Annotated in this window: 20 protein-coding genes and 2 riboswitches; of the genes, 19 read left to right on the forward strand and 1 reads right to left on the reverse strand. The window is 31.0% G+C overall.

Going from position 1 to position 20718, the window contains the following annotated elements; translation table 11 throughout:
• The first annotated feature begins 164 nt into the window (after positions 1-164).
• From resA to CN601_RS09565, 11 genes are all read left to right on the forward strand, one after another.
• Positions 165-692: a thiol-disulfide oxidoreductase ResA gene (gene resA, locus CN601_RS09515; protein WP_098170905.1), complete on the forward strand. Its 528-nt coding sequence runs from the start codon at positions 165-167 to the stop codon at positions 690-692.
• 28 nt (positions 693-720) lie between these two features.
• Positions 721-2343 carry a cytochrome c biogenesis protein ResB gene (resB, locus tag CN601_RS09520; protein ID WP_098121007.1) on the forward strand — a complete coding sequence of 541 codons (1623 nt, stop codon included), beginning with the start codon at positions 721-723 and terminating at the stop codon, positions 2341-2343.
• A 13-nt stretch (positions 2344-2356) separates the two neighbouring features.
• The gene (ccsB, locus tag CN601_RS09525; protein ID WP_098121008.1) at positions 2357-3523 is read left to right on the forward strand and encodes a c-type cytochrome biogenesis protein CcsB; all 1167 of its coding nucleotides are present in this window, start codon (positions 2357-2359) and stop codon (positions 3521-3523) included.
• A 237-nt stretch (positions 3524-3760) separates the two neighbouring features.
• Entirely contained in the window at positions 3761-4480 is a 720-nt protein-coding gene (locus CN601_RS09530; RefSeq protein WP_098121009.1) for a response regulator transcription factor, read from the forward strand.
• On the forward strand, positions 4480-6267 hold the full coding sequence (locus tag CN601_RS09535; RefSeq protein WP_098121010.1) for an ATP-binding protein: 1788 nt from the start codon (positions 4480-4482) through the stop codon (positions 6265-6267). Before CN601_RS09530 ends, CN601_RS09535 begins: the two co-directional genes overlap by 1 nt.
• Before the next feature lie 173 nt (positions 6268-6440).
• A riboswitch (cobalamin riboswitch) is annotated at positions 6441-6613 on the forward strand.
• 124 nt (positions 6614-6737) lie between these two features.
• Positions 6738-7697: an ABC transporter substrate-binding protein gene (locus CN601_RS09540; protein WP_098170906.1), complete on the forward strand. Its 960-nt coding sequence runs from the start codon at positions 6738-6740 to the stop codon at positions 7695-7697.
• The gene (locus CN601_RS09545; RefSeq protein ID WP_098170907.1) at positions 7663-8715 is read left to right on the forward strand and encodes a FecCD family ABC transporter permease; all 1053 of its coding nucleotides are present in this window, start codon (positions 7663-7665) and stop codon (positions 8713-8715) included. The genes CN601_RS09540 and CN601_RS09545 overlap by 35 nt, the downstream gene beginning before the upstream one ends.
• Positions 8712-9497, forward strand: a complete 786-nt coding sequence (locus CN601_RS09550) for an ABC transporter ATP-binding protein (protein WP_098121013.1) — start codon at positions 8712-8714, stop codon at positions 9495-9497. Before CN601_RS09545 ends, CN601_RS09550 begins: the two co-directional genes overlap by 4 nt.
• Positions 9498-9531: 34 nt before the next feature.
• Positions 9532-10101, forward strand: coding sequence for a cob(I)yrinic acid a,c-diamide adenosyltransferase (locus tag CN601_RS09555; RefSeq protein ID WP_098170908.1), 570 nt, complete (start codon positions 9532-9534; stop codon positions 10099-10101).
• A 577-nt stretch (positions 10102-10678) separates the two neighbouring features.
• Positions 10679-11587, forward strand: a complete 909-nt coding sequence (locus CN601_RS09560) for a phosphotransferase (RefSeq protein WP_098170909.1) — start codon at positions 10679-10681, stop codon at positions 11585-11587.
• A 64-nt stretch (positions 11588-11651) separates the two neighbouring features.
• Positions 11652-11787, forward strand: a riboswitch (FMN riboswitch).
• 215 nt (positions 11788-12002) lie between these two features.
• Positions 12003-12569: an ECF transporter S component gene (locus tag CN601_RS09565; protein ID WP_098170910.1), complete on the forward strand. Its 567-nt coding sequence runs from the start codon at positions 12003-12005 to the stop codon at positions 12567-12569.
• Between the two features lie 176 nt (positions 12570-12745).
• Here the strand turns inward: CN601_RS09565 and CN601_RS09570 are convergent, their stop codons facing one another.
• Positions 12746-12994 (reverse strand): ferredoxin, encoded by a 249-nt coding sequence (locus tag CN601_RS09570; RefSeq protein WP_056466764.1) that lies wholly within the window; start codon positions 12992-12994, stop codon positions 12746-12748.
• A gap of 322 nt (positions 12995-13316) precedes the next feature.
• Between CN601_RS09570 and CN601_RS09575 the strand changes: the two genes are divergently transcribed.
• The 8 genes from CN601_RS09575 (at position 13317) to CN601_RS09610 (ending at position 20406) form a co-directional block, all read left to right on the forward strand.
• The gene (locus CN601_RS09575) at positions 13317-14390 is read left to right on the forward strand and encodes a YpbB family protein (RefSeq protein WP_179865506.1); all 1074 of its coding nucleotides are present in this window, start codon (positions 13317-13319) and stop codon (positions 14388-14390) included.
• Positions 14377-15894 (forward strand): RecQ family ATP-dependent DNA helicase, encoded by a 1518-nt coding sequence (locus CN601_RS09580; RefSeq protein ID WP_179865507.1) that lies wholly within the window; start codon positions 14377-14379, stop codon positions 15892-15894. The genes CN601_RS09575 and CN601_RS09580 overlap by 14 nt, the downstream gene beginning before the upstream one ends.
• Positions 15895-15903: 9 nt before the next feature.
• Positions 15904-16488, forward strand: a complete 585-nt coding sequence (locus CN601_RS09585) for a CPBP family intramembrane glutamic endopeptidase (RefSeq protein WP_098121019.1) — start codon at positions 15904-15906, stop codon at positions 16486-16488.
• On the forward strand, positions 16485-17120 hold the full coding sequence (locus CN601_RS09590) for a LysM peptidoglycan-binding domain-containing protein (protein ID WP_098170913.1): 636 nt from the start codon (positions 16485-16487) through the stop codon (positions 17118-17120). Before CN601_RS09585 ends, CN601_RS09590 begins: the two co-directional genes overlap by 4 nt.
• Positions 17121-17208: 88 nt before the next feature.
• Positions 17209-17841 (forward strand): CBS domain-containing protein, encoded by a 633-nt coding sequence (locus tag CN601_RS09595; RefSeq protein WP_098121021.1) that lies wholly within the window; start codon positions 17209-17211, stop codon positions 17839-17841.
• A 406-nt stretch (positions 17842-18247) separates the two neighbouring features.
• Complete coding sequence (locus CN601_RS09600) at positions 18248-18775, forward strand: hypothetical protein (protein WP_098170914.1); 528 nt, start codon at positions 18248-18250, stop codon at positions 18773-18775.
• A 31-nt stretch (positions 18776-18806) separates the two neighbouring features.
• Positions 18807-19715 (forward strand): MerR family transcriptional regulator, encoded by a 909-nt coding sequence (locus tag CN601_RS09605; RefSeq protein ID WP_257131665.1) that lies wholly within the window; start codon positions 18807-18809, stop codon positions 19713-19715.
• A 76-nt stretch (positions 19716-19791) separates the two neighbouring features.
• Positions 19792-20406: a genetic competence negative regulator gene (locus tag CN601_RS09610; RefSeq protein WP_098121024.1), complete on the forward strand. Its 615-nt coding sequence runs from the start codon at positions 19792-19794 to the stop codon at positions 20404-20406.
• Positions 20407-20718 lie beyond the last annotated feature (312 nt).

Raw genomic sequence — 20718 nt, forward strand, 5'->3', positions numbered from 1 at the left:
CTTATGTCTTCACACTGACTCGGTAAATACCGAGTTTTTTCTTTTCTTTAAAAATGATTAATCTAGTATAAAAAATTGAAAATTTAGTCTTTTTTGAAACATATCAAAATTCTATTCAAGAATAGGAAATAATGATATTCTATCATATGGGGGGAACTGTATATATGAAGAAAAATAGGACGTTAATACGAACAATTATCTTATTAGTTTTGCTTTGTGCAATTGGGTATACTTTTTACATAAATTTCTTTAAGGATGATGAAGTAATTACAAAAGGAAGTAAAGCACCAAACTTTGCAATGAAGGAGCTAAATACTGGAAAACAATATACTCTTTCAGGTGAAAAAGGAAAAGGTGTAATCGTTAATTTTTGGGGAACATGGTGCGAACCATGTAAGCGTGAAATGCCTTTTATGAACGAAATCTACTCAAAATACAAGGACAAAGGTATTGAATTACTTGCTATGAACGCAGATGAATCGAAATTTTCTGTAGAAAGATTTGTAAGCGATTATAAACTTAAGTTTCCAGTTGGAATTGATAAAGATCAAGAGGTTTTAAATATATATGGTGTGAATCCTTTACCAACATCATTTTTTGTAAGTCCTGATGGGACCATTAAACGAATCGTAACTGGACAAATGACGCCGAGTTCTTTTGAAAGTTATATTAAAGAAATATTGCCAAAATGATGAGTGAGCATTAGTTAGGGGAAATAATATGGAGACTTTTAAATGTGAATGTGGTCATCTTAATCATGTAGGTACTGTAATATGTGAATCGTGTGGTAAACCTCAAGATGAAGGTGCAACAGAATTACTTGATATGCGCTATGAAGGTACTGCTAGAAGGTCAATCGTTAATAATCAAACAATTATCGATAAAGTTTGGACTTTTTTCTCATCCGTAAAGGTAGCAGTCATCATAATAATTATAACTCTAGTAGCAGCAGCACTAGGTACTATTTTTCCGCAACGAGATTTACTACCGCCAACTGCGAATCCAACAACGTTTTATCAAGACGAATATGGTATTTTTGGTAAGATTTACGATGCAATTGGATTAGATAATACTTTTAGCTCTTGGTGGTTTATGCTATTAGTCGCATCGATTGGGATCTCACTTGTAATTTGTAGTTTAGATCGAATTTTACCACTCTATAAAGCGCTCAACAAACAAACGGTTACTAGACACCCAAACTTTTTACAAAGACAAAAAATGTTTGGAATTAGTAGAGTTGATAATATTCCAGAAGAAATTGAAAAAGCTAAAGTTAAGTTGCAAAAAAGAGGATATAAAATTCGAGAAGAAAATGGCAATATTTTAGCTGAAAAAGGTCGCTTCTCTCGTTGGGGTCCATATGTAAACCACATTGGTTTAATTATCTTTTTGATAGCAGTTATGTTGAGATATGTTCCAGGAATGTACATGGACAAGGCTTTATGGGTTCAAGAAGGTGAATTAAAACCTGTAGTTGGTACAAATCAAAACTATTATATTAAATTAAAAGATTTCCATATGGAAACTTACGATAAAAATAAAGAAAGTAAAATCTATAAAAAAGCTATTGAGCGTTATGGAAATGACAAAATTCCAAAAAACTATCAGGCTGATGTTACGCTATATAAAAGACAAGGTAATTTAATACCTGGGGAAGACCCAAAACTTAAAAAAGTAAAAGATTATAGTATTAAAGTAAATGAGCCTCTAAAGTTTCAAAACTTTGCACTATATCAAGTAGACTATCGAATTGGAGAGTTTAGTGCATTTTTATTTACATTACAAAATAAACAAACAGGAGAAAAATTAGGTCCAATTAAAGTGGATTTACAAAATCCAAAACAATTTTATGATTTGAAAAATGGATATAAAGTAGAACTTAAAAATTATTTTCCTGATTTTTATTTTAACTCTGATGGTCAACCTGATACGAAAACAAGAAAGCCAGACAACCCAGCATTTGTATTTAAAATGACAACACCAAAAACGCCAAAAGGTGAAGTAGCATTCGTTGCAATTAAGCAAAATATTGAACCAAATGGGGAAAATAAGTTTAAGATGTCATTTGCTGGTATTGAAACAAAAGATTCAACTGGATTAACTGTTCGAAAAGATTTAACACTATGGTTACTAGCACTTGGTGGAGCAATCTTTATGATTGGTGTTATACAAGGTATGTATTGGTACCATCGTCGTATTTGGATCCAAAATCAAGATGGGGAAATTTGGATAGCGGCATTTACGAATAAAAACTATTATGGATTAAAGCAAGAGTTGAAGAAAGTGTTGGGAGACACAAAGATTGAAGTTCCTATTGATCAACAAGCTGAGAAAAGCGTTTAATTAGGGGGAAAATATGTACGAGCTAAGTAGTAATTTTTTATTTACCGCGTTTATTTGTTATATTGTAGCTACTTTCTTTTTTGGCGGCTCGATGAAAACAAATGATAATGGTCCTAATAAATGGGGTACTATTGGTATTTCTGTAACGATTATTGGATTTTTATCACAACTTACTTATTTTGTTACTAGATGGATTGCAGCAGGACACGCACCTGTTAGTAATCTATTTGAATTTATTACATTCTTTGGGATGATGTTGATTTTTGCGTTTATTATGATTTATTTCATGTATCGCTTAAATATAATCGGACTTTTCGCATTACCATTGTCGATTATTATCATTGCTTATGCAACAGTATTTCCACACGAAGTTAAGCCATTAGTTCCTTCTTTAAAAAGTTATTGGTTATACATTCATGTAACGACTGCGGCATTAGGAGAAGCTATTTTAGCTATTAGTTTTATTACAGGTCTAATTTATTTAATTAAAAATATCAATCAAAAAGTTTCAAATAAGAAAACATTTTGGTTAGAAGCTGTTTTGTACTTCTTAGTAACAGTTGTTGGTTTTATCGTTATTTCAACGGCATTTACTGCATCAGGCTACGAAGCAAAGTATACTTGGATCAATAAAGATAAAGTTCAAGAAGATATGGTTTATAATCTTCCTTCACTAGTAGGACCTCATAAAGGTGAATTAAAAACAGAAGGTAAATTTGAAGCTCTTGCAGAAATGCCAGCTATGGTGAATGCTAAAAAATTGAACACAGTAATTTGGTCAATTTTTGCAGGTGCAGCATTATATGCAATTATTCGTTTAATCCTTAGAAAACGAATTGGAGCATTTTTACAGCCTTTTGTTCAGAAGGTAGATAGTGAATTATTAGATGAAATCGGATACCGTGCTGTTGCGATTGGTTTTCCAGTATTCACTCTTGGTGGACTAATCTTCGCCATGATTTGGGCTCAAATTGCTTGGACGAAATTATGGAGTTGGGATCCAAAGGAAGACTGGGCATTAATAACTTGGTTATTCTATGCAGTTTTCCTACATCTTCGTTTCAAACGAAACTGGCAAGGTGAAAAATCTGCATGGCTAGCTGTTATCGGATTTGCGATTATTATGTTTAATTTGATTGCAGTTAACTTAATCATTGCAGGTTTACACTCATACGCATAATTAAAAAGATGTGCTAAAAACCCCCGTAAAGGAAATGAATTTTCCGTGTCGGGGGTTTTTCTACGTTAAGAAAAGAAAGATTTATAAACAATTTCCTAAGTTCTTCGCTGCTCGATTCTGGATTTTTTCACTAATTTATGGAAATAATAAATTCAAAGAATTATGTAAAAATGTTCACAAATTGTACTAGAATATACGATTTTTATTATGTAAAATTATGAAGAGGGGGTTATAAGCATGGAACAAAATATAAAAATATTAATAGCAGATGATGAAGATCGTATTAGACGATTATTAAAAATGTATTTGGAACGTGATGGATATAGTATTGATGAAGCTGATAATGGTGAAGATGCTTTAAATTTAGCATTAAAGAATGAATATTCATTGATTGTACTAGATTTAATGATGCCAAAAATTGATGGAGTTGAAGTTTGTAGGGAATTACGAAAAACTAAAACAACGCCAGTCATCATGCTAACGGCTAAAGGTGAAGAAACAAATCGTGTTCAAGGTTTTGAAGTTGGTACGGATGACTATATCGTTAAACCTTTTAGTCCACGTGAAGTAGTACTTCGAGTAAAGGCTCTATTAAGACGTGCTTCTCCAGTACCGGTATTTACTTCTGATAATACTTCTGCAAAAGACATAGTAGTGTTTCCGCATTTAACGATCGATAATGATGCTCATAAAGTAATTGTAGCTGGTGAAGATATAAGCTTAACGCCAAAAGAATATGAGTTATTATTATTTTTAGCGAAGTCACCTGAGAAAGTTTTTGATCGAGAAACATTGTTAAAATCTGTATGGCAGTACGATTTTTTTGGGGATTTACGAACAGTTGATACACATGTCAAACGACTTCGAGAAAAATTAAGTAAGAGCTCTGAAGATGCTGCAAAAATGATTGTCACAGTATGGGGCGTGGGTTACAAATTTGAAGTAGGTCAGGAGTAATGATTCTAAGAAGTTTAGTTGGAAAGCTTTGGCTTACAATTATATTATTAGTATCTCTTGTGTTATCCTTTCTGACATTTGTCTTAATAGGTTTTTTTGAAAAATTTTATATTGACCTTCAAGTACAAAATATGAAGGATGACGCTTCAAAAATTGCACAATTAATTGAAAATGGCCAACCAATTTCAAATATTGAATATTTATCAAATAATATTGTGAGTAGGTATTCAAGAGTAATTATTTCGATTGATGGTCAAAAACCGTGGTATTCAAACAATACATATGGAATACAAGATTTACCTTTTAAAGAAATACAAAATGATGATGTATTAGACCAAACACTAACTAAAGATAAAGAGGTTAGTAAAAGACTAGTCTACGGTGAAAATAGTGAAAGGGAAAAATTAGTTGTTGGTGTGCCGTTAAATGCTAATGCAAAAAATGGAGCTGTATTTGTTTACCAAACATTGCAACCTGTTAAAGTAATGATTCACCAAACAACTAATTTTGTTTTGCTCGCTGCATCAATTGGAATCGTATTAACAACATTTTTCTCTTTTTTCCTTTCATCAAAAATTACAGCACCGTTAAGAAAGATGAAAGAAGTTGTGGGTAGTATGACTTCGGGTAATTTTAATGTGAAAGTGCCAATTCATTCTAGTGATGAAATTGGAGAGCTAGCCTATTCATTTAATAAAATGAGTAAACAATTAAATTTTAATATGAATGCATTAAAGCAAGAGAAAGAAAAGGTTTCTAATATAATTACAAGTATGGTAGATGGCGTTATTTCAATCGATAATGAAGGACGAATTATAACAACAAATCCACCGGCAGAACGCTTTTTAAAAATGCTTAATGATGATTATTTTGAAGAAGAAACCTCGTCACTCGTTTTAACGAAGGAATTACTAGATTTATTTGAATTAGTTGTTGTAAGTGAGAAAAAGCAATTTATTGAATTAAATTTTGATCAAGGTAATTGGCAAGTTTTAATGTCACCACTTTATAATCAGACAAATATAAGAGGCGTTGTAGCTGTAATCCGAGACGTGACAGAACAAAGGCGTTTGGAGAAGATGAGAAAGGATTTTATAGCTCATGTCTCTCATGAGTTACGTACTCCTATTTCTTTACTACAGGGCTATAGCGAAGCGATTGTAGATGGTGTAGCAGAATCTAAAGAAGAAATGCAAGAGTTGTCACAAATTATTTATGATGAGTCACTTCGAATGGGTAGATTAGTAAATGATTTGTTAGATTTAGCAAGAATGGAAAATGGTTTTACTGAATTGAATCGAGATCATGTCCCATTGATTCAATTTGTAGATCGAATTTTACGTAAGTTCAAAGGGCTAGCAAAAGAAAAAAATATTAAGCTATTTGGTGAAATCGATAATGTTCCACATGTAGATGTATATATCGATGAAGATCGAATGGAGCAAGTTTTTACTAATTTAATTGATAATGCTATTAGACATACAAATGAAAATGGCAGAATAATTGTATCTGTAAGTCAAAATGAAACATCGACAATATTTAGTTTCATTGATTCGGGTGCAGGGATTTCAAGTGAAGATTTACCATTTGTGTTTGAACGTTTTTATAAGGCCGATAAAGCTCGTACTAGAGGTAGGAGCGGTACTGGTTTAGGGTTAGCAATTGTTAAAAATATTGTCAATGCTCATGGTGGATCAATCAAGGTTTCAAGTGAGATTGGACATGGAACGACATTTAAAGTGAAAATCCCTCATGATTTACGAATGAACGAAAAAGATGTAGAGTAATCTTGTTTCATATAAAACATTTTCCTGAGATTTTAGTTTCTAAACTTCAAGTTAAATAAAGTTATGTTTGGACTGTTCTCACCTGGATAAATAATTGAAATATAGTATTTTACACAACAAAATATAAATAAAATAATTGAATTCTTACTCAATATATCTTACGATTGAATTAATGAAATATTGATGAGTTTAGTGCAAGTATTGCTTAAAAGGGAATCTGGTTACAATCCAGAACTGTCCCCGCAACTGTAATGTGGACGAAACGGCTATCCACTGTTCGAAAGAATGGGAAGGACGGAGTAGGTTGAAGCAAAGTCAGTAGACCTGCTAAAGTCATCCTTGTTCAATTCTTCGGGGAGTAAGAGTTTGAAGCAGCAGTTGCAAGACTTCTTGTATATGTATGTTGTTTCAGCCCCGTTCAAAATGAATGGGGTTTTTTTTATGCTTTCCAAAATTTTAGGAGGATTCAAATGAAGAAGTTTTTAGCTAGTTTTATCATGATTTTATTGTGTTTAGGTTTATTTGGTTGTACTAATGATACGACACCAAAAAAATCGAATGTAGGTACAGATGAACAAGCAACTTTTCCAATGACTGTTAAAGATGCTACGAAAAAAGAAGTTACGTTAAAAGAAGCACCTAAAAGAATCGTTTCACTAATTCCAAGTAACACAGAAATCCTTTACTCTATTGGAGAAGGGAAAGAGGTCGTTGGAGTAACTGATTTTGATAATTATCCAAAGGAAGTAAAAAACATTGATAAAGTTGGCGGAAACAATGCTGACATGACTTACAATGTTGAAAAAATTATTTCTCTAAAACCTGATTTAGTATTAGCTCATGAATCAAGTTTAGGAATTTCTGCAGATGGCTTAGAGCAATTAAAACAAGCAGGAATCAATGTGTTTGTCGTTAAAAATGCTGCAACTATTAATGATGTATATGATACAATTTTACAAGTTGGAGAAATCACAGGTAAAACTAAGCAATCTAAAAAAGTAGTAAGTGGAATGAAAACAAAATTAGATGAAATTAGCAAAAAAACAGCTAAAGCAGGTACAAATCCAAAGGTTTGGCTTGAAATATCAGGTCCACCAGAAATATATACAGCAGGCAAAGGTACTTTTCTAGATGAAATGATTTCGATGATTCATGCTAAAAATATAGCTGAAAATCAAAAAGGTTGGGTACAGTACAGTGAGGAATCAGCAATAAAAGCAAACCCAGACGTAATTTTGACTACTTATGGTGATTTTACTCCAAACCTAGAAAAAACGATTATAGCTAGAAAGAACTGGCAAACAGTAAGCGCAATCAAAAATAAACGAGTATATGATATTAATGCAGATACAACATCTAGACCAGGTCCAAGACTTGCAGAGGGAGTCGAAGCAATTGCAAAGGCGGTTTACCCAGAGCTTTTTAAATAATACATATTTAATCTTTATCTTTCCAATTATTTTATTAATTTTTCTATTTATTTTAGGGGTTTCGATTGGTTCTACATCGATTCCCTTTTCTTCTATCATTTCTAGCTTTTCTGATGATATATTTAAAACTAATTATGTTCCAGCAGATATTCAAACAATTGTTATGAATATCCGTGTGCCAAGAGTTTTGTTAGCTGGATTAGTAGGAGCGTGTCTTTCATTAGCTGGAGTCGCGTTTCAAGGTATACTTAAAAATCCATTAGCCGATCCTTTTACATTAGGTGTTTCTTCGGGCGCATCTGTAGGAGCAGTGTTTGTTTTATTTTTTCAAATAAGTTTACCGATTGTTACTTACTTTACTTTACCAGTAGTTAGTATTTTATTTGGTTTTGGTACACTTTTAATCTTATTATTATTTGTAAGAAAATTAGATCGCTCTTTAAATGTCGAAACAATCATATTAGGTGGAATCATAATCAGTTCATTTTGTTCTGCATTGTTATCATTATTTATCACATTTTCGAATAATGAATTACGTGCAGTAATCGGCTGGTTAATGGGGAATATTGGAAGTAGAGGTATTCAGTATTCTTTAAGTTTACTACCATTTTTAATTGTTTCATTTTTGATTTTATTTAGTCAAAATAGACATCTAGATGCGATGACATTTGGTAGTACAAATGCAAAGCATATAGGTATTGATGTGAAAAAATCTACTTATCTAATTTTGCTAACAGGAAGTATTTTATCTGGTGCAGCTGTAGCGGTATCTGGAACAATTGGGTTTGTAGGGTTAGTTGTTCCGCATTTTACTAGACAGCTAGTTGGTCCACTACATAAAAAATTACTGCCATTATCAATGATAAATGGAGCCATATTTTTAATAGGTTCCGATATTTTATCGAGAGTAGTACTCGCGCCTCGAGAATTACCAATTGGAGTAATTACGTCCTTAATAGGTGCTCCAATGTTTGCGTTTATATTACTATCACTGAAAAGAAATAGAGGAAAAGTATGATTAAAAGTCAAGATATCTCATATTCATATGATGGAATTCATACAGATTTGGATGGACTCACCTATTCGATCAATCAAGGAGAATGGCTAGGGATTATTGGACCTAACGGAAGTGGGAAGTCTACATTTTTAAATATTCTATGTGGACTTTTTAAACCTTCTAAAGGAAATGTTAAGTTAGATGGAGAATTAGTTTCTAGTATGTCTAATAAACAAATAGCTAAAAAGATTGCTGTGTTGTCTCAACAAAATTCCTATACATTTTCATATGAGGTAAAAGAAACCGTGAAATTAGGGCGACTAGCCCACTCTTCTTCTTTTTTTCCTAGTTGGACAGATCATGACGAAACAGCCGTTAGAAGCGCAATGTCAATGACAGGTACTAATAAGATGGAGAAGAGCTTAATCAATGAAATTAGCGGTGGTGAAAGGCAAAGAGTATTTCTTGCCCAATGCTTTGCACAAGATACCCCATACATTTTTTTAGATGAACCAAGTAACCATTTAGACTTGATGCATACAATTAAAATTTTGGACATGTTAAAGGAATTACAAAAAAATGAGAATAAAACTGTTGTAACTGTCTTCCATGATTTAAATTTAGCAAGTCTTTATTGTGATCGACTATTAGGTTTAAAAGACGGCAAAATTTATATTGAGGGAAAAACAAACTCAGTTTTAACTGAAGACATATTAAAAGGCCTATATGATACTTCTTTTCAAATTTTAGATAACCCTGAAACAAATAAAAAAGTCATTATATATAAGAGTAATGTAATTTAACTTAAATTTATATTGAAAAAAGGAGAGGTTTTTCATGAAAATTTATACAAAAACTGGGGATAAAGGTCAAACGAGTTTAGTAGGTAAACGAGTTGATAAAGATGATTTAAGAGTTGAGTCTTACGGTACAATTGACGAAGTAAATACAATCGTTGGGTACGCAATGACTTATTTAGATCATGAAGATACAAGAGATTTATACAATGCACTACAAAAAATACAACATGAATTATTTGATTGTGGTGGTGACTTAGCAGTCGTTAAGGACAGTATACCGTTTAAAACGACTGAGAAAATGGTTGAAGAACTTGAAACTTTAATCGATGAGTATATGGAAGCAACACCACCATTACAACGATTTATTTTACCTGGTGGATCAAAACCTGCTGCGATCATCCATCAAGCAAGAGCAGTTACTAGACGTGCAGAACGAACAGTCGTTACATTGATGAAACAAGAAAACATACACTTACCAGTATTTTTATATTTGAATCGACTATCTGACTACTTCTTTGCACTAGCTAGGTTAATAAATACACGTTTAACGATTAAGGATGTAGAATACGAACGTGGAGCAATTGTATTTCGAACAGATAAAAAATAAATAAAAAAGTAGCGATTGTTTAGTAGAATTTTTCAAAACAATCGCTACTTTTTTGTATAAATCGATTATTTCAATCATAGAATGATTTAGTGTATCTTTTAGCATTTCAATTTGCTAGTAATCTGAGTTTCTTATACATATAGAAGAGTTAAAGGGTATGAATGAAAGTTCATTTTAAATGTCAAAAAAAGAGGAACAGGCTATCCTAACACAAAATTTTCTTTATAAAGTTAAAAAAACTTTCTTGGTAATCGTCTACTAATGCACAGGGCTCGTCAGAAAACCAAATTTCATGGGTAGGAGGAAATAATACAATGGTTGATTTTCTTAGAAGGTGTTTTTTGATAGTTGTGTTTGTATTAACGATTGGTCTATTGTTTATTGGAGGAAATCGAGAGAAATTAAAGGAAGTAGTTTTAGATAAAAACTTTCACGAATTAAAAATGGTTTCAAATCCTTAAAGTTTAATAAGTTATTGATTGTTTTTAGAACTTCAAATATAAATGTAATTTGCTATTAAATTTGGTAAAGTACATTTATAATGTGAAGTTCTATTTTTATTGTTAAGGAGAAAGAAATGTCTAACATATGGGATCCGGCAATTGTAATGAATGAAGGATTAGTGAAAGAAATAGTAAAAGAGCAATTCCCTGGAATTACTATAAAAGAAATTAAAAAAATTGGAGAAGGATTTGATAATACTGTTTTTAGCTTAAACAATGAAATTTTACTTAGATTTCCACGTAGAAAAATTGCAGTAAAGATCTTAAACGTAGAAAAAAATCTACTACCGGTAATACATAATCAATTTGAAATGAATACAACCGTGCCAGTACTTGATGGTAAGCCTTCAAAACTATTTCCTTGGCCATTTTTAGGTTATAGCTATATTTTAGGAAAGCCTCCAATTCGATTGAATAGAGAAGAAAGAATAGCATTGATTGAACCACTCGCAAACTTCTTAAAACAGCTACACTCAATTGATCTAATTGAATTGGCGAAAATTAAACTACCGTACGATGAGCTGAGGAGATTAGATATTAACTTTCGAAAGCCGCAACTAGAAAAATATGTTCAACAAGCTATACGGAATAAATTAATTGTAGATGAACAGAAAATTAACCATTATATTGAAAATTTAGTTGAAATTCAGAGTGAGACATCATTGATACTAGTTCACGGGGACTTACATTTTAAAAATATTATCGTAAATGAACAAAACAAACTGAAAGGAATAATTGATTGGGGGGACGCTCATATCGGAAAATGTGAATTAGATTTATCAATTGTATATAGTCTAATTCCGTTTGATCAGAGAGAGTCTTTTTATGCAATTTATGGTAAAGTGTCTGAAGCTTCAAAGAAACTTGCGCAGTTTAAAGCGATTTTTACAACAATTGTACTTTTGGTATATGCACACGATCAAAACGATTACACATTGGTAAATTTTTGCCAAGAAAACCTACGAAATGCTCTAATTGAGTAGGTAGATTTTTTTATTTACAAACTGTATTTAATTTAGTAACATTAAAAATGTAAATTAATATACGATCTATCTTCGGGGCGGGGTGAGATTCCCCACCGGCGGTAATTAAGCATTGCTTATAAGCCCGCGAGCCTGATTTTTGGGCAGGATCTAGTGCGATTCTAGAGCCGACAGTATAGTCTGGATGGGAGAAGATGGAGGTTCGCAAGTTCAAAAAATTTATCTTTTTGAACGCTTATTTGGCGTGCTGAAAATTCTCCCCTATTTCTATAAATAGGGGATTTTATTTTATTTGCATAATTTTAAATTAGTTTTCTTATTTTGATTTGAACTTATAAAGCTATTTGCAAATAGTACGCTACTTAAGCGAACCTTTCATTTTTCTTGATATGATCGGGAAAAAGGAGAGAGGTAAATGCAACAACGTAACAAAGTAAATATAATGGTGATCGTAGCAATGCTTAGTAGTATTTCATATCTACTAATGTTGATCGAATTCCCAATTCCGATTTTTCCAGATTGGCTTAAACTAGATTTTAGCGAGCTTCCCGCATTAATTGGAGCAATCGTTTTTGGTCCATTTGCTGGAATTGCTGTAGTTTTAATAAAAAACATCCTTCATATTGCAATTAAAGGTACTACGACAGTCGGACTTGGAGAGTTAGCTAACTTTATTGCAGGGGTAGTATATATTTTACCTGCTTCGTATTTCTTTCGTAAATATCGCACTATAAAGGGATTAACGATAGGATTAATTGTAGGCACGATCGCAATGACTGTAGTTTTAAGTATTTTGAATTATTTTGTGCTATTACCTGCATATGCACATTTCATGCATTATCCACTACCAAATAAAGTAATTGTTGTGTCAATTATTCCATTTAACTTGTTAAAAGGAATTTTAATTATGGTGATAACCTTAGTATTATACCCTAAATTAAAAGTTTGGTTAACTCAAAGAATGAACGTTCATAACGTATAAATATATTAAAGTGTCTACTAAATTTAGTAGACACTTTTTGTTTTTTAAACTTTATTCGGGCTAATATCTTGCTCGCGTCTTTCATTAAAGCATACAGTCCGAAGTCTTTGGATTTATACTTTATCATTAAATTGTTAAATAAAAAAAGCGACGAAATTAATTCGTCGCAGTTTTTACTATTCGAATTTTAAAGCGTCGCCATCGAAAGATTCGTCAGCAACTTTGATTGAATCTGTTGGACAACCTTCGAATGCATCCATCATGTCATCAACTAAAACGTCTGGAATTTCAACGATTCCTTGGTTATCATCTAGAGTAACGTATGCGATCCCTTCATCATCATAGTCATAGATATCAGGTGCAGCTGCGCCACAAGCGCCACATGCGATACAAGTGTCTTTATCAACGATTGTATATTTTGCCATTGTATTGACCTCCCAAATTATTCCCTGTTTTTGTTACAGATACTTTTTTTTGTAATGTACCTGTAAACATTTTAAAACGGTTTCCAAAACTTTTCAATATAATTGTACAAGGTTTTGAAAAAAACGAGAAATGATGAAATCTCAAATAAAATAAATAATGATTTTTATACGTAAAAAATGGTTCGGTTGTTGATACATATGATAAGCTAGAATAAATAATAACTATTTAAAAAAAATGCACAAATATTTTTGTACTACTATTTATTATTTGAAAAAATATTCAAATATATTATTGTTAATAAATATATCCGTGAGGTATACAATGTCTAAACGATCAATATTGGAAGAAATCATACTTTTTTTAATTCATCGATATAATGGCGAGCGAACTGTACAAGGTATTTTGTATTTATTAAAAGGTAAACAAAGTGCTCAAATTATTCAAGATTCTCATTTTTACAATGTAACATCATTTTTCGGCCTATTCCCATTCCTTACTCAACAGACTATGCAAAACATAATAAATGGTTTAGAAAATATAGGGTATATAAAAGCATCTGAACATAAAAATACATATTTATTAAATAAAAATGGGCTAGCTTATATAGAAAATCAAAATTTACAGTTCAAAGAATTCACATTTATAAATGGACTAAGGTTTTCTAGTATTCAAAAAAATTTTTGGAAAAGATTTTCGTTGTTCTTTCAAACAATTTCAAACTTAAATATGAATCAAAAGTATTTTAGAGCTGTTAATCAAGATTATGATATCCAAGAATGGGTAAAAAATGTGATTCTAAATTTTGGTGGTAAAAAAACTGAATTAGTTAATTGTTTTTATGAAGACCTACATAAGACTTTAATGAATTTAAGTGATGATGATGCATTGCTATTTGTAAAGCGTTTATCTGGAGCTAATGCTTATGGAATGACACTAGAACAAATAGCATCTGAAAATAATGAAAGTGTCGAGACGATCTATATTAAATCAATCAACATATTGCACCAAATTCTCACTAATTTAATTGAAAATAAACTTGATTACCCTTTTCTAAGTAAATTTGTTCAAGGTGAAAAAAGTACAAATATAACAAATACTTCGATTGAAACAAAGCGTCTATTTGCAGAAGGGAAAACAATTCAAGAAATAGCATCTATTCGTAATTTAAAGCTTAGTACAATTGAAGATCATATCGTAGAGTGTGTATTAAGTGACGAGTTATTTCCAATTGAACAATTTATTACGCCAATTCAATATAGTCTCATAAAAAATAAAATTATTGAGCTCAATACAAGGAAATTGAAAATGGTTAAAGAAGATTTATTAAATGAAGTATCCTATTTTCAAATTCGTATTACACTTGCAAGAATGGGTGATTTACATGGACCTAAATAAAGTTTTATTCGAAAAATTTGGTTATCAGTCCTTTAGGAATAATCAAAAAGAAATCGTAAAAGACTTATTAAGCTCAAATGATGTATTAGCGATGCTTCCAACAGGTGGTGGAAAGTCATTGTTATATCAATTAACTGGGCTACTTTTACCTGGAATTGTTGTGGTCGTTTCACCATTACTTTCACTAATGGAAGACCAAGTCGAACAATTAAAGGCCTTTGGAGATAAGCGAGTCATTGCATTAAATAGTTTTAGAAGTTTTGAGCAAAAAAAATATTTATTAAATAATATAAGTAGCTATAAATTTATTTTTGTTTCTCCTGAAATGCTACAAAATCAATTTTTAATTCAAAAGCTCTCAGCACATAAAATATCATTATTTGTTATTGATGAGGCACATTGTATTTCTCAATGGGGGCACGATTTTAGACCAGAATATAAAACTTTAGGGGAAATAAAGAAGAAATTAAACAATCCGACAGTTTTAGCTTTAACCGCAACTGCTAGTGAAAATGTACGGGAAGAAATAATCGAAACATTAGATTTAAAACATGTACATAAGTATATTAACTCTGTTAATAGAGAAAATATTGCAATTCAAGTTGATCAAGTGGATTCAGAAATTCAAAAAATCGATAAATTAACGGATTATCTTTCTAAATTAAAAGGTCCAGGGATTGTTTATTGCGGAACAAGATCTACATGCGAAAAAATTTCACATACCATAAGAGAAAAATTGAATTGTAAAGTTGCATATTACCATGGTGGGATGGAGCATGAACAAAGAATCTTAATCCAACAACAATTTATTCAAAATCAAATTGATATAATTGTATGTACAAGTGCTTTTGGAATGGGGATAAATAAACCGAATGTAAGATTCGTGATACATTATCAATATCCGACGAATATTGAAAATTATCTCCAAGAAATAGGGCGTGCTGGTCGTGATGGTGAGGCAAGTATAGCAATTTTACTTGTAGCTGAAGAAGACCACGAATTACCATTAAGACTAATTGATGACGAAATACTTTCAGTAAATCAAGTTGAGTCATTTATATCGTATTTAAGAAAATTAGAAGATAATCCGATAAAATTGAATGAGAATTTATTATTAAATTGGAAAACAGTTTTTCAATTTAGTGAAATTCAGTGGACAGTGTTCTATGCTGAAATGGTCAAAAATAATGTAATTGTAGACGAAAACTTGTATAAAGAACAATTAAATTATGAGTTTTATGAATCAATTCAAGAATTAATTAAAGAGAGGAAAAAAGTAAAATATTTCAAGCTGAAATCGATGATTGATTTTCTTTCTTCCACTACTTGTTATCGAGAAAAATATCTTTCTTTTTTTGATGAAATTTTAAATAATAAACTAGCAAACTGCTGTAATATTTGTGGTTTATCATTTGAAGATTATTGTTTAACTGATCGTGAGCAAATTGAAAATACAGGAGTACTTTCATGGGAACAGGAGTTAAGAAATAAATTGGGGCTGTGAGGAAACGATATGGAACGTGAATTAAATAATCAAGAAATTCCCGTTAACTATTTAAAGAAAAGTGTTTATAGTACGCAACTTGTCATTTTAGCAATATCGATAATTTGTATAGCGATTTTCATAGGTACTGGTAAATTTATTAATGATTTACATTTTTATAAAAATTATCAAACTTATTTATATGGCTTTGGAGCTGGGGTTGGACTAGTAATATTTAATATTTTACTAAATTTTGTGATTCCAGAACGTTTGCTAGATGATGGCGGCTTTAATAAAAGATTCTTTTCGTCGCTTTCGATTCCTGAAATGACAGTGCTTTGTATACTAATTGCATTATCAGAAGAATTACTTTTCAGAGGATTTATACAAGCTAAATTCGGTTTAATTATTGCTTCGGTTGTTTTCGCTTTAGTTCATTTTCGTTATGTAAAAAAGCCAATTTTACTAACTGTTGTATTGATCGAAAGCTTTTTCCTCGGATACTTATATTTGAGAACAAATAATATCATTATTGTATTTCTCGCTCATTTTATATTGGATTATGTATTAGGAATGTATATGAAACTAAGTTTGGAAAGTGAAGAAAAGGAATGAATAAAGAGCTTCAAAGTAATAGTATAGCTGACTTAAGTCGAAAGAATAAAAATAAGAAATTAAAAAATCAAAAAAGTAAAGATCCAGCCAAGTCAAGTGATCTATTAAATCTCCCACCTAGAAGTGAGACGATGAAAAGAAAAGAAGATGAACGAAGACCATGGTGGAAAATAAAATATCCATTGATTACAGCTTTAGTAATCATTTTTATTTTCCTACCGTTTGGCGTAGTTAAGTTCGTTCATAGTAAATATGATAAAATTTTTACTCCAAAAGGAAGTTTAATCGTTCCTTCAAATAAATTTGAAAAAGTCAGACTGGCTGCTACTGAAAAATTTAAAAGCCATAAAAATAAAAAGGAAAGCACTAAAAATGCTTCTACAAAAAGTGATGTAACAAATGAAGTAAAACCTCAATCTTCATCTAGTGAAACTGATTCAAATGGATCGGTTGGTGTAAAAGAAATAAATCATGAAGTAAAAAGAGGGGAAACATTATTTACTATATCGATGAAATATTATGGTAATCGAGATGGTGAAGAAATTATTCAAGATGCAAATAATCTACAAAGTATTGAAGTGAGACCTGGTCAAATATTAAAAATCCCATTAAATGTCGATGTGGATAAATAAGATTTGAGAAGTTCAAAATCTAGACAAATCCGTTTAAATTGAATGCTTCCTTTCTATGTTATAAATAGAGTGAAGGGAGTGTTATAGAATGTTAGCAAAACATCGAATGCTTCAAAATCATCAAGTCATTACGGTTCAATCAAACGATCCTGTAGATCGTGCAATGAATCTTTTATTAGAAAAACAGATTGATAGCGTACCTGTATTATCAGGAAATAAGTATGTTGGCATGATTTCACAAGCTGAGATTTTTAGAAGTTGCTTCTATAGTGAATTGTCAAAAGAAGAATACATTAGAAACATAAAAATAGGTGAAATAGCAACACATCAAACAATTTGTGTAAAAGCGGAAGAGCCATTTGAAGATACAATGCACTCATTAAAAAAATATCCATCTATTGCGGTAGTTGATGATGAAAGAAATTTCGTTGGACTTGTTATAAGATATGACGTTATCGAGATTTTTCAAGAAGTACTTGGAAAGGATTGTCCAGGAATCAGGATTTCAATGACAAGTATGGAGCAAGAAGGTCAACTAGCGAGATTACTTGACTATCTTCATCATTTTAAGATCAACGTCATTTCACTTGTAACGTTTGATTCAAAAGATCAATTATTAAGAAGAATTGTCTTAAAAATAGAAGCTAATAAAAATATAGATAAAATTTTAAGTAAATTTGAAGAACTCGGCCTTAGAATAGTATCTGTTACGAATGAGTAATGTACTGTTTTTTTGTCTAATTTAAAACTTATGCACATTCAATACGAATGGACATAAGTTTTTTTTGCAGTTTAAAATTTTTCAATTTCTACTAGTTTTTGTATAATAAACAAAAGTGCTATGAACTGTACGTATAGAACTAAATTAAATTGCTTTTATATGAATGGCGTAAAAACAAGAGGAGCAACATGGTATTTACTTAATGTGTTTATGAAACAAGGGGGAAATTAAAATAAAATTTTTAGTATTAATTGGATTAATAGTAGTACTAGCGATTATTCTGCTATTAAATCGAAAAAGTAAGTTAGAAATTATCAATAAAAAAATTAAAATTGAGCATTTAGATGATTCATTACAGTCCATTCAATTTATTTGGATACCATATATAGGTGATATTCGTTCTAAGTTGAGTGAGATTGAAAGTATTTGCAATGACAATACAATCATTCTCTTAAGTGGATATTCAAAAAGGCAAACAAAAAAATATAATGATGTAAACATACAATATTTATCTACTATGGCTCCTGTTTACTTTTTATGGAATGATCAGGACTATCGTGGCAATTATAGAGATTTAAATGCATTATTACTAGATTGTAAAGTTACAATTTTAGAAAATACAAGTGCTTCATTTGAGACTGAAAATTGTACGAAATTTACAATTATAGGTTTGGATGATGTGAAAACAAATAGAGATCAACTTTCGTTTGCACTTGAAGAGCTTTATGAAGACAGTTTGTGTATTTTATCAAGCTATACTGAAGTAATGGATAGTAATATTAGTAATTTTAAAAGTATTCAAGTTTATCTGTTTGAAAGAAGTCAATCAAATGTAAAACGAAATCAGAAAACGGTATATTTGGAGCTACATAACAATAAAGGAATTCGAAAACAAAACACACTAACTGTCATAAATTTTGAGGTTATGAAATAAGGGTTTTGTTTACATGCAGGAGGAAAGAAAATTGGCCCAAATAGGAAAATACAATATTAAAGCAATTTCTAACATTGTAGGGATATTACCAGGCACTTTAAGAGCTTGGGAAAGAAGATATAATATTATAAGTCCTGTACGAAATGATGCTGGCCATCGACTTTATACAGAAGAACATGTATACATCTTAAAATGGCTTGTTCAAAAAGTTAATGAAGGATTTACAATTGGACAAGCGATTAATTTATATGAAGCAAAAGAGCATAAATCATCTAATGATCAATCACTTTCCGAAAATCTACAATCTGATGCTTTAGTAAATCGTATTGTATCATCACTATTAACTTTTGAAGAAAATGAAGCACATAATTATGTGAATGAGGCATTTAGTCTTTTTTCAGTTGATAAAGTGTTATTTAAAATCATTTCTAAAGTTTTCATTTTAATAGGTGATAAATGTCGTAACGGAGAAATTACAAGTGCACATGAACACTTTGCGACCTCTTTCTTAAGAACAAGATTAGGGATGGTTTATCAAAACTTACCAAACAATAAACATTTGCCAAAGTTAGTTGCAGTTTGTGGTCCAGATGAAAAGCATGAATTAGGTTTATTAATATTTACTATTTATTTACGAAGAATTGGTTTTCAGGTAATTTATTTAGGAGCATCTATTGACTCTAATGACGTTGAACAAGTTATAAGCGAAGTGAATCCAGCTGGATTTATTATGTCATGTACTTCTAAAGATAATTTAAAGAAAACAATTGATCTAGCCATTACAATCAAAAAAATTAAGTCTGATATCATTATTGGAATTGGTGGTCACGCAGTTTCAACTTGTGACAGCCCTATAATGGATTCAATCCAGGAATTTTATATAGGGAATGGACAATCAAACTGGGATGAGTGGTTAAAGCAGAATTTTAATTATAAATGAATTTTGACTTTAGAATCACCAAAAGTATTTAAAAACATAAACTGTACTATGGTAAATGCAGCAAGGAGGCTAGTTCATGAGGTTGGAACGGTTGAACTACAATAAAATAAAAGTTTTTCTTACATCTGATGATTTATCTGAACGTGGTCTGACAAAAGAAGACTTATGGTATAATGCGCCAAAAGTTCAACAGCTTTTTCAAGATATGATGCATGAAGCTAGCGTAGAACTAGGTTTCGAAGTAGATGGTAAAGTATCCGTTGAAGTTTTCTCACTTCAAGCTCAAGGGATGGTAGTAATCGTCACAAAATCCGATGATATTGAAGAAGAGGAAGATGAATTTCAAGATGATTTTATATCAATGGAAGTAATCCTTGATGAAAGTGAACATATATTGTACGAGTTTTCTACTTTGGATGATCTAATCCTACTTTCTGAAAAATTAGTTTCATGTGATGCTATTGGTGGAAGATTGTTCTCTTTTGAAAATACGTTTTATTTAAAGTTTGAGGAGAATGAAATAGGAAGACTAGATCGTGAAACATTTTATGCGATATTAGCTGAATATGGAAATCCTTCCACAAGAACAATTTATCGTATTATTGAGTACGGTAAAGAGCTTATTTCAGAAAATGCTATTGAACAACTGCATTTTTATTTCGTTAAAAATAAAAATAAAGCCTCTCAGTAATTTATTACGAGAGGTTTTACTTTCACATTTGAAAGTATAAATTTGCACCGGTGAAGTCAAATCGACGTAGTTTCCAATTCAAGATCTAACGTGCAGTGCAACTACGTCTCTGTCTTCGGCTAAAGGCTCGCCAATCGGCGAGTTTTCTTTATGTAAATTTTTTATGAATATATTGTATTTCTTCATATTCTTTCCTTTTCAAACTTTGTAAATAGGAGTATAATGACCTTAGAAAACGCTTACATTAAACAAATATTATATTTTGTTTTCTATGTGTTTATAACTTTCAAAATGGGATGGAAAGTTGTATAC

This window comes from Bacillus sp. AFS017336 (assembly GCF_002555445.1).
Classification (GTDB): Bacteria; Bacillota; Bacilli; order Bacillales; family Bacillaceae_G; genus Gottfriedia.

Excerpts from the sequence above, each read along its gene's own strand:
- CN601_RS09590 (WP_098170913.1), top strand. The coding sequence starts at position 16,485 with ATGAATAAAGAGCTTCAAAGTAATAGTATAGCTGACTTAAGTCGAAAG.
- CN601_RS09550 (WP_098121013.1), top strand. The coding sequence starts at position 8,712 with ATGATTAAAAGTCAAGATATCTCATATTCATATGATGGAATTCATACA.
- ccsB (WP_098121008.1), top strand. The coding sequence starts at position 2,357 with ATGTACGAGCTAAGTAGTAATTTTTTATTTACCGCGTTTATTTGTTAT.
- CN601_RS09565 (WP_098170910.1), top strand. The coding sequence starts at position 12,003 with ATGCAACAACGTAACAAAGTAAATATAATGGTGATCGTAGCAATGCTT.
- resA (WP_098170905.1), top strand. The coding sequence starts at position 165 with ATGAAGAAAAATAGGACGTTAATACGAACAATTATCTTATTAGTTTTG.
- CN601_RS09580 (WP_179865507.1), top strand. The coding sequence starts at position 14,377 with ATGGACCTAAATAAAGTTTTATTCGAAAAATTTGGTTATCAGTCCTTT.
- CN601_RS09575 (WP_179865506.1), top strand. The coding sequence starts at position 13,317 with ATGTCTAAACGATCAATATTGGAAGAAATCATACTTTTTTTAATTCAT.
- CN601_RS09540 (WP_098170906.1), top strand. The coding sequence starts at position 6,738 with ATGAAGAAGTTTTTAGCTAGTTTTATCATGATTTTATTGTGTTTAGGT.
- CN601_RS09595 (WP_098121021.1), top strand. The coding sequence starts at position 17,209 with ATGTTAGCAAAACATCGAATGCTTCAAAATCATCAAGTCATTACGGTT.
- CN601_RS09535 (WP_098121010.1), top strand. The coding sequence starts at position 4,480 with ATGATTCTAAGAAGTTTAGTTGGAAAGCTTTGGCTTACAATTATATTA.
- resB (WP_098121007.1), top strand. The coding sequence starts at position 721 with ATGGAGACTTTTAAATGTGAATGTGGTCATCTTAATCATGTAGGTACT.
- CN601_RS09570 (WP_056466764.1), bottom strand. The coding sequence starts at position 12,994 with ATGGCAAAATATACAATCGTTGATAAAGACACTTGTATCGCATGTGGC.
- CN601_RS09560 (WP_098170909.1), top strand. The coding sequence starts at position 10,679 with ATGTCTAACATATGGGATCCGGCAATTGTAATGAATGAAGGATTAGTG.
- CN601_RS09530 (WP_098121009.1), top strand. The coding sequence starts at position 3,761 with ATGGAACAAAATATAAAAATATTAATAGCAGATGATGAAGATCGTATT.
- CN601_RS09585 (WP_098121019.1), top strand. The coding sequence starts at position 15,904 with ATGGAACGTGAATTAAATAATCAAGAAATTCCCGTTAACTATTTAAAG.
- CN601_RS09555 (WP_098170908.1), top strand. The coding sequence starts at position 9,532 with ATGAAAATTTATACAAAAACTGGGGATAAAGGTCAAACGAGTTTAGTA.
- CN601_RS09610 (WP_098121024.1), top strand. The coding sequence starts at position 19,792 with ATGAGGTTGGAACGGTTGAACTACAATAAAATAAAAGTTTTTCTTACA.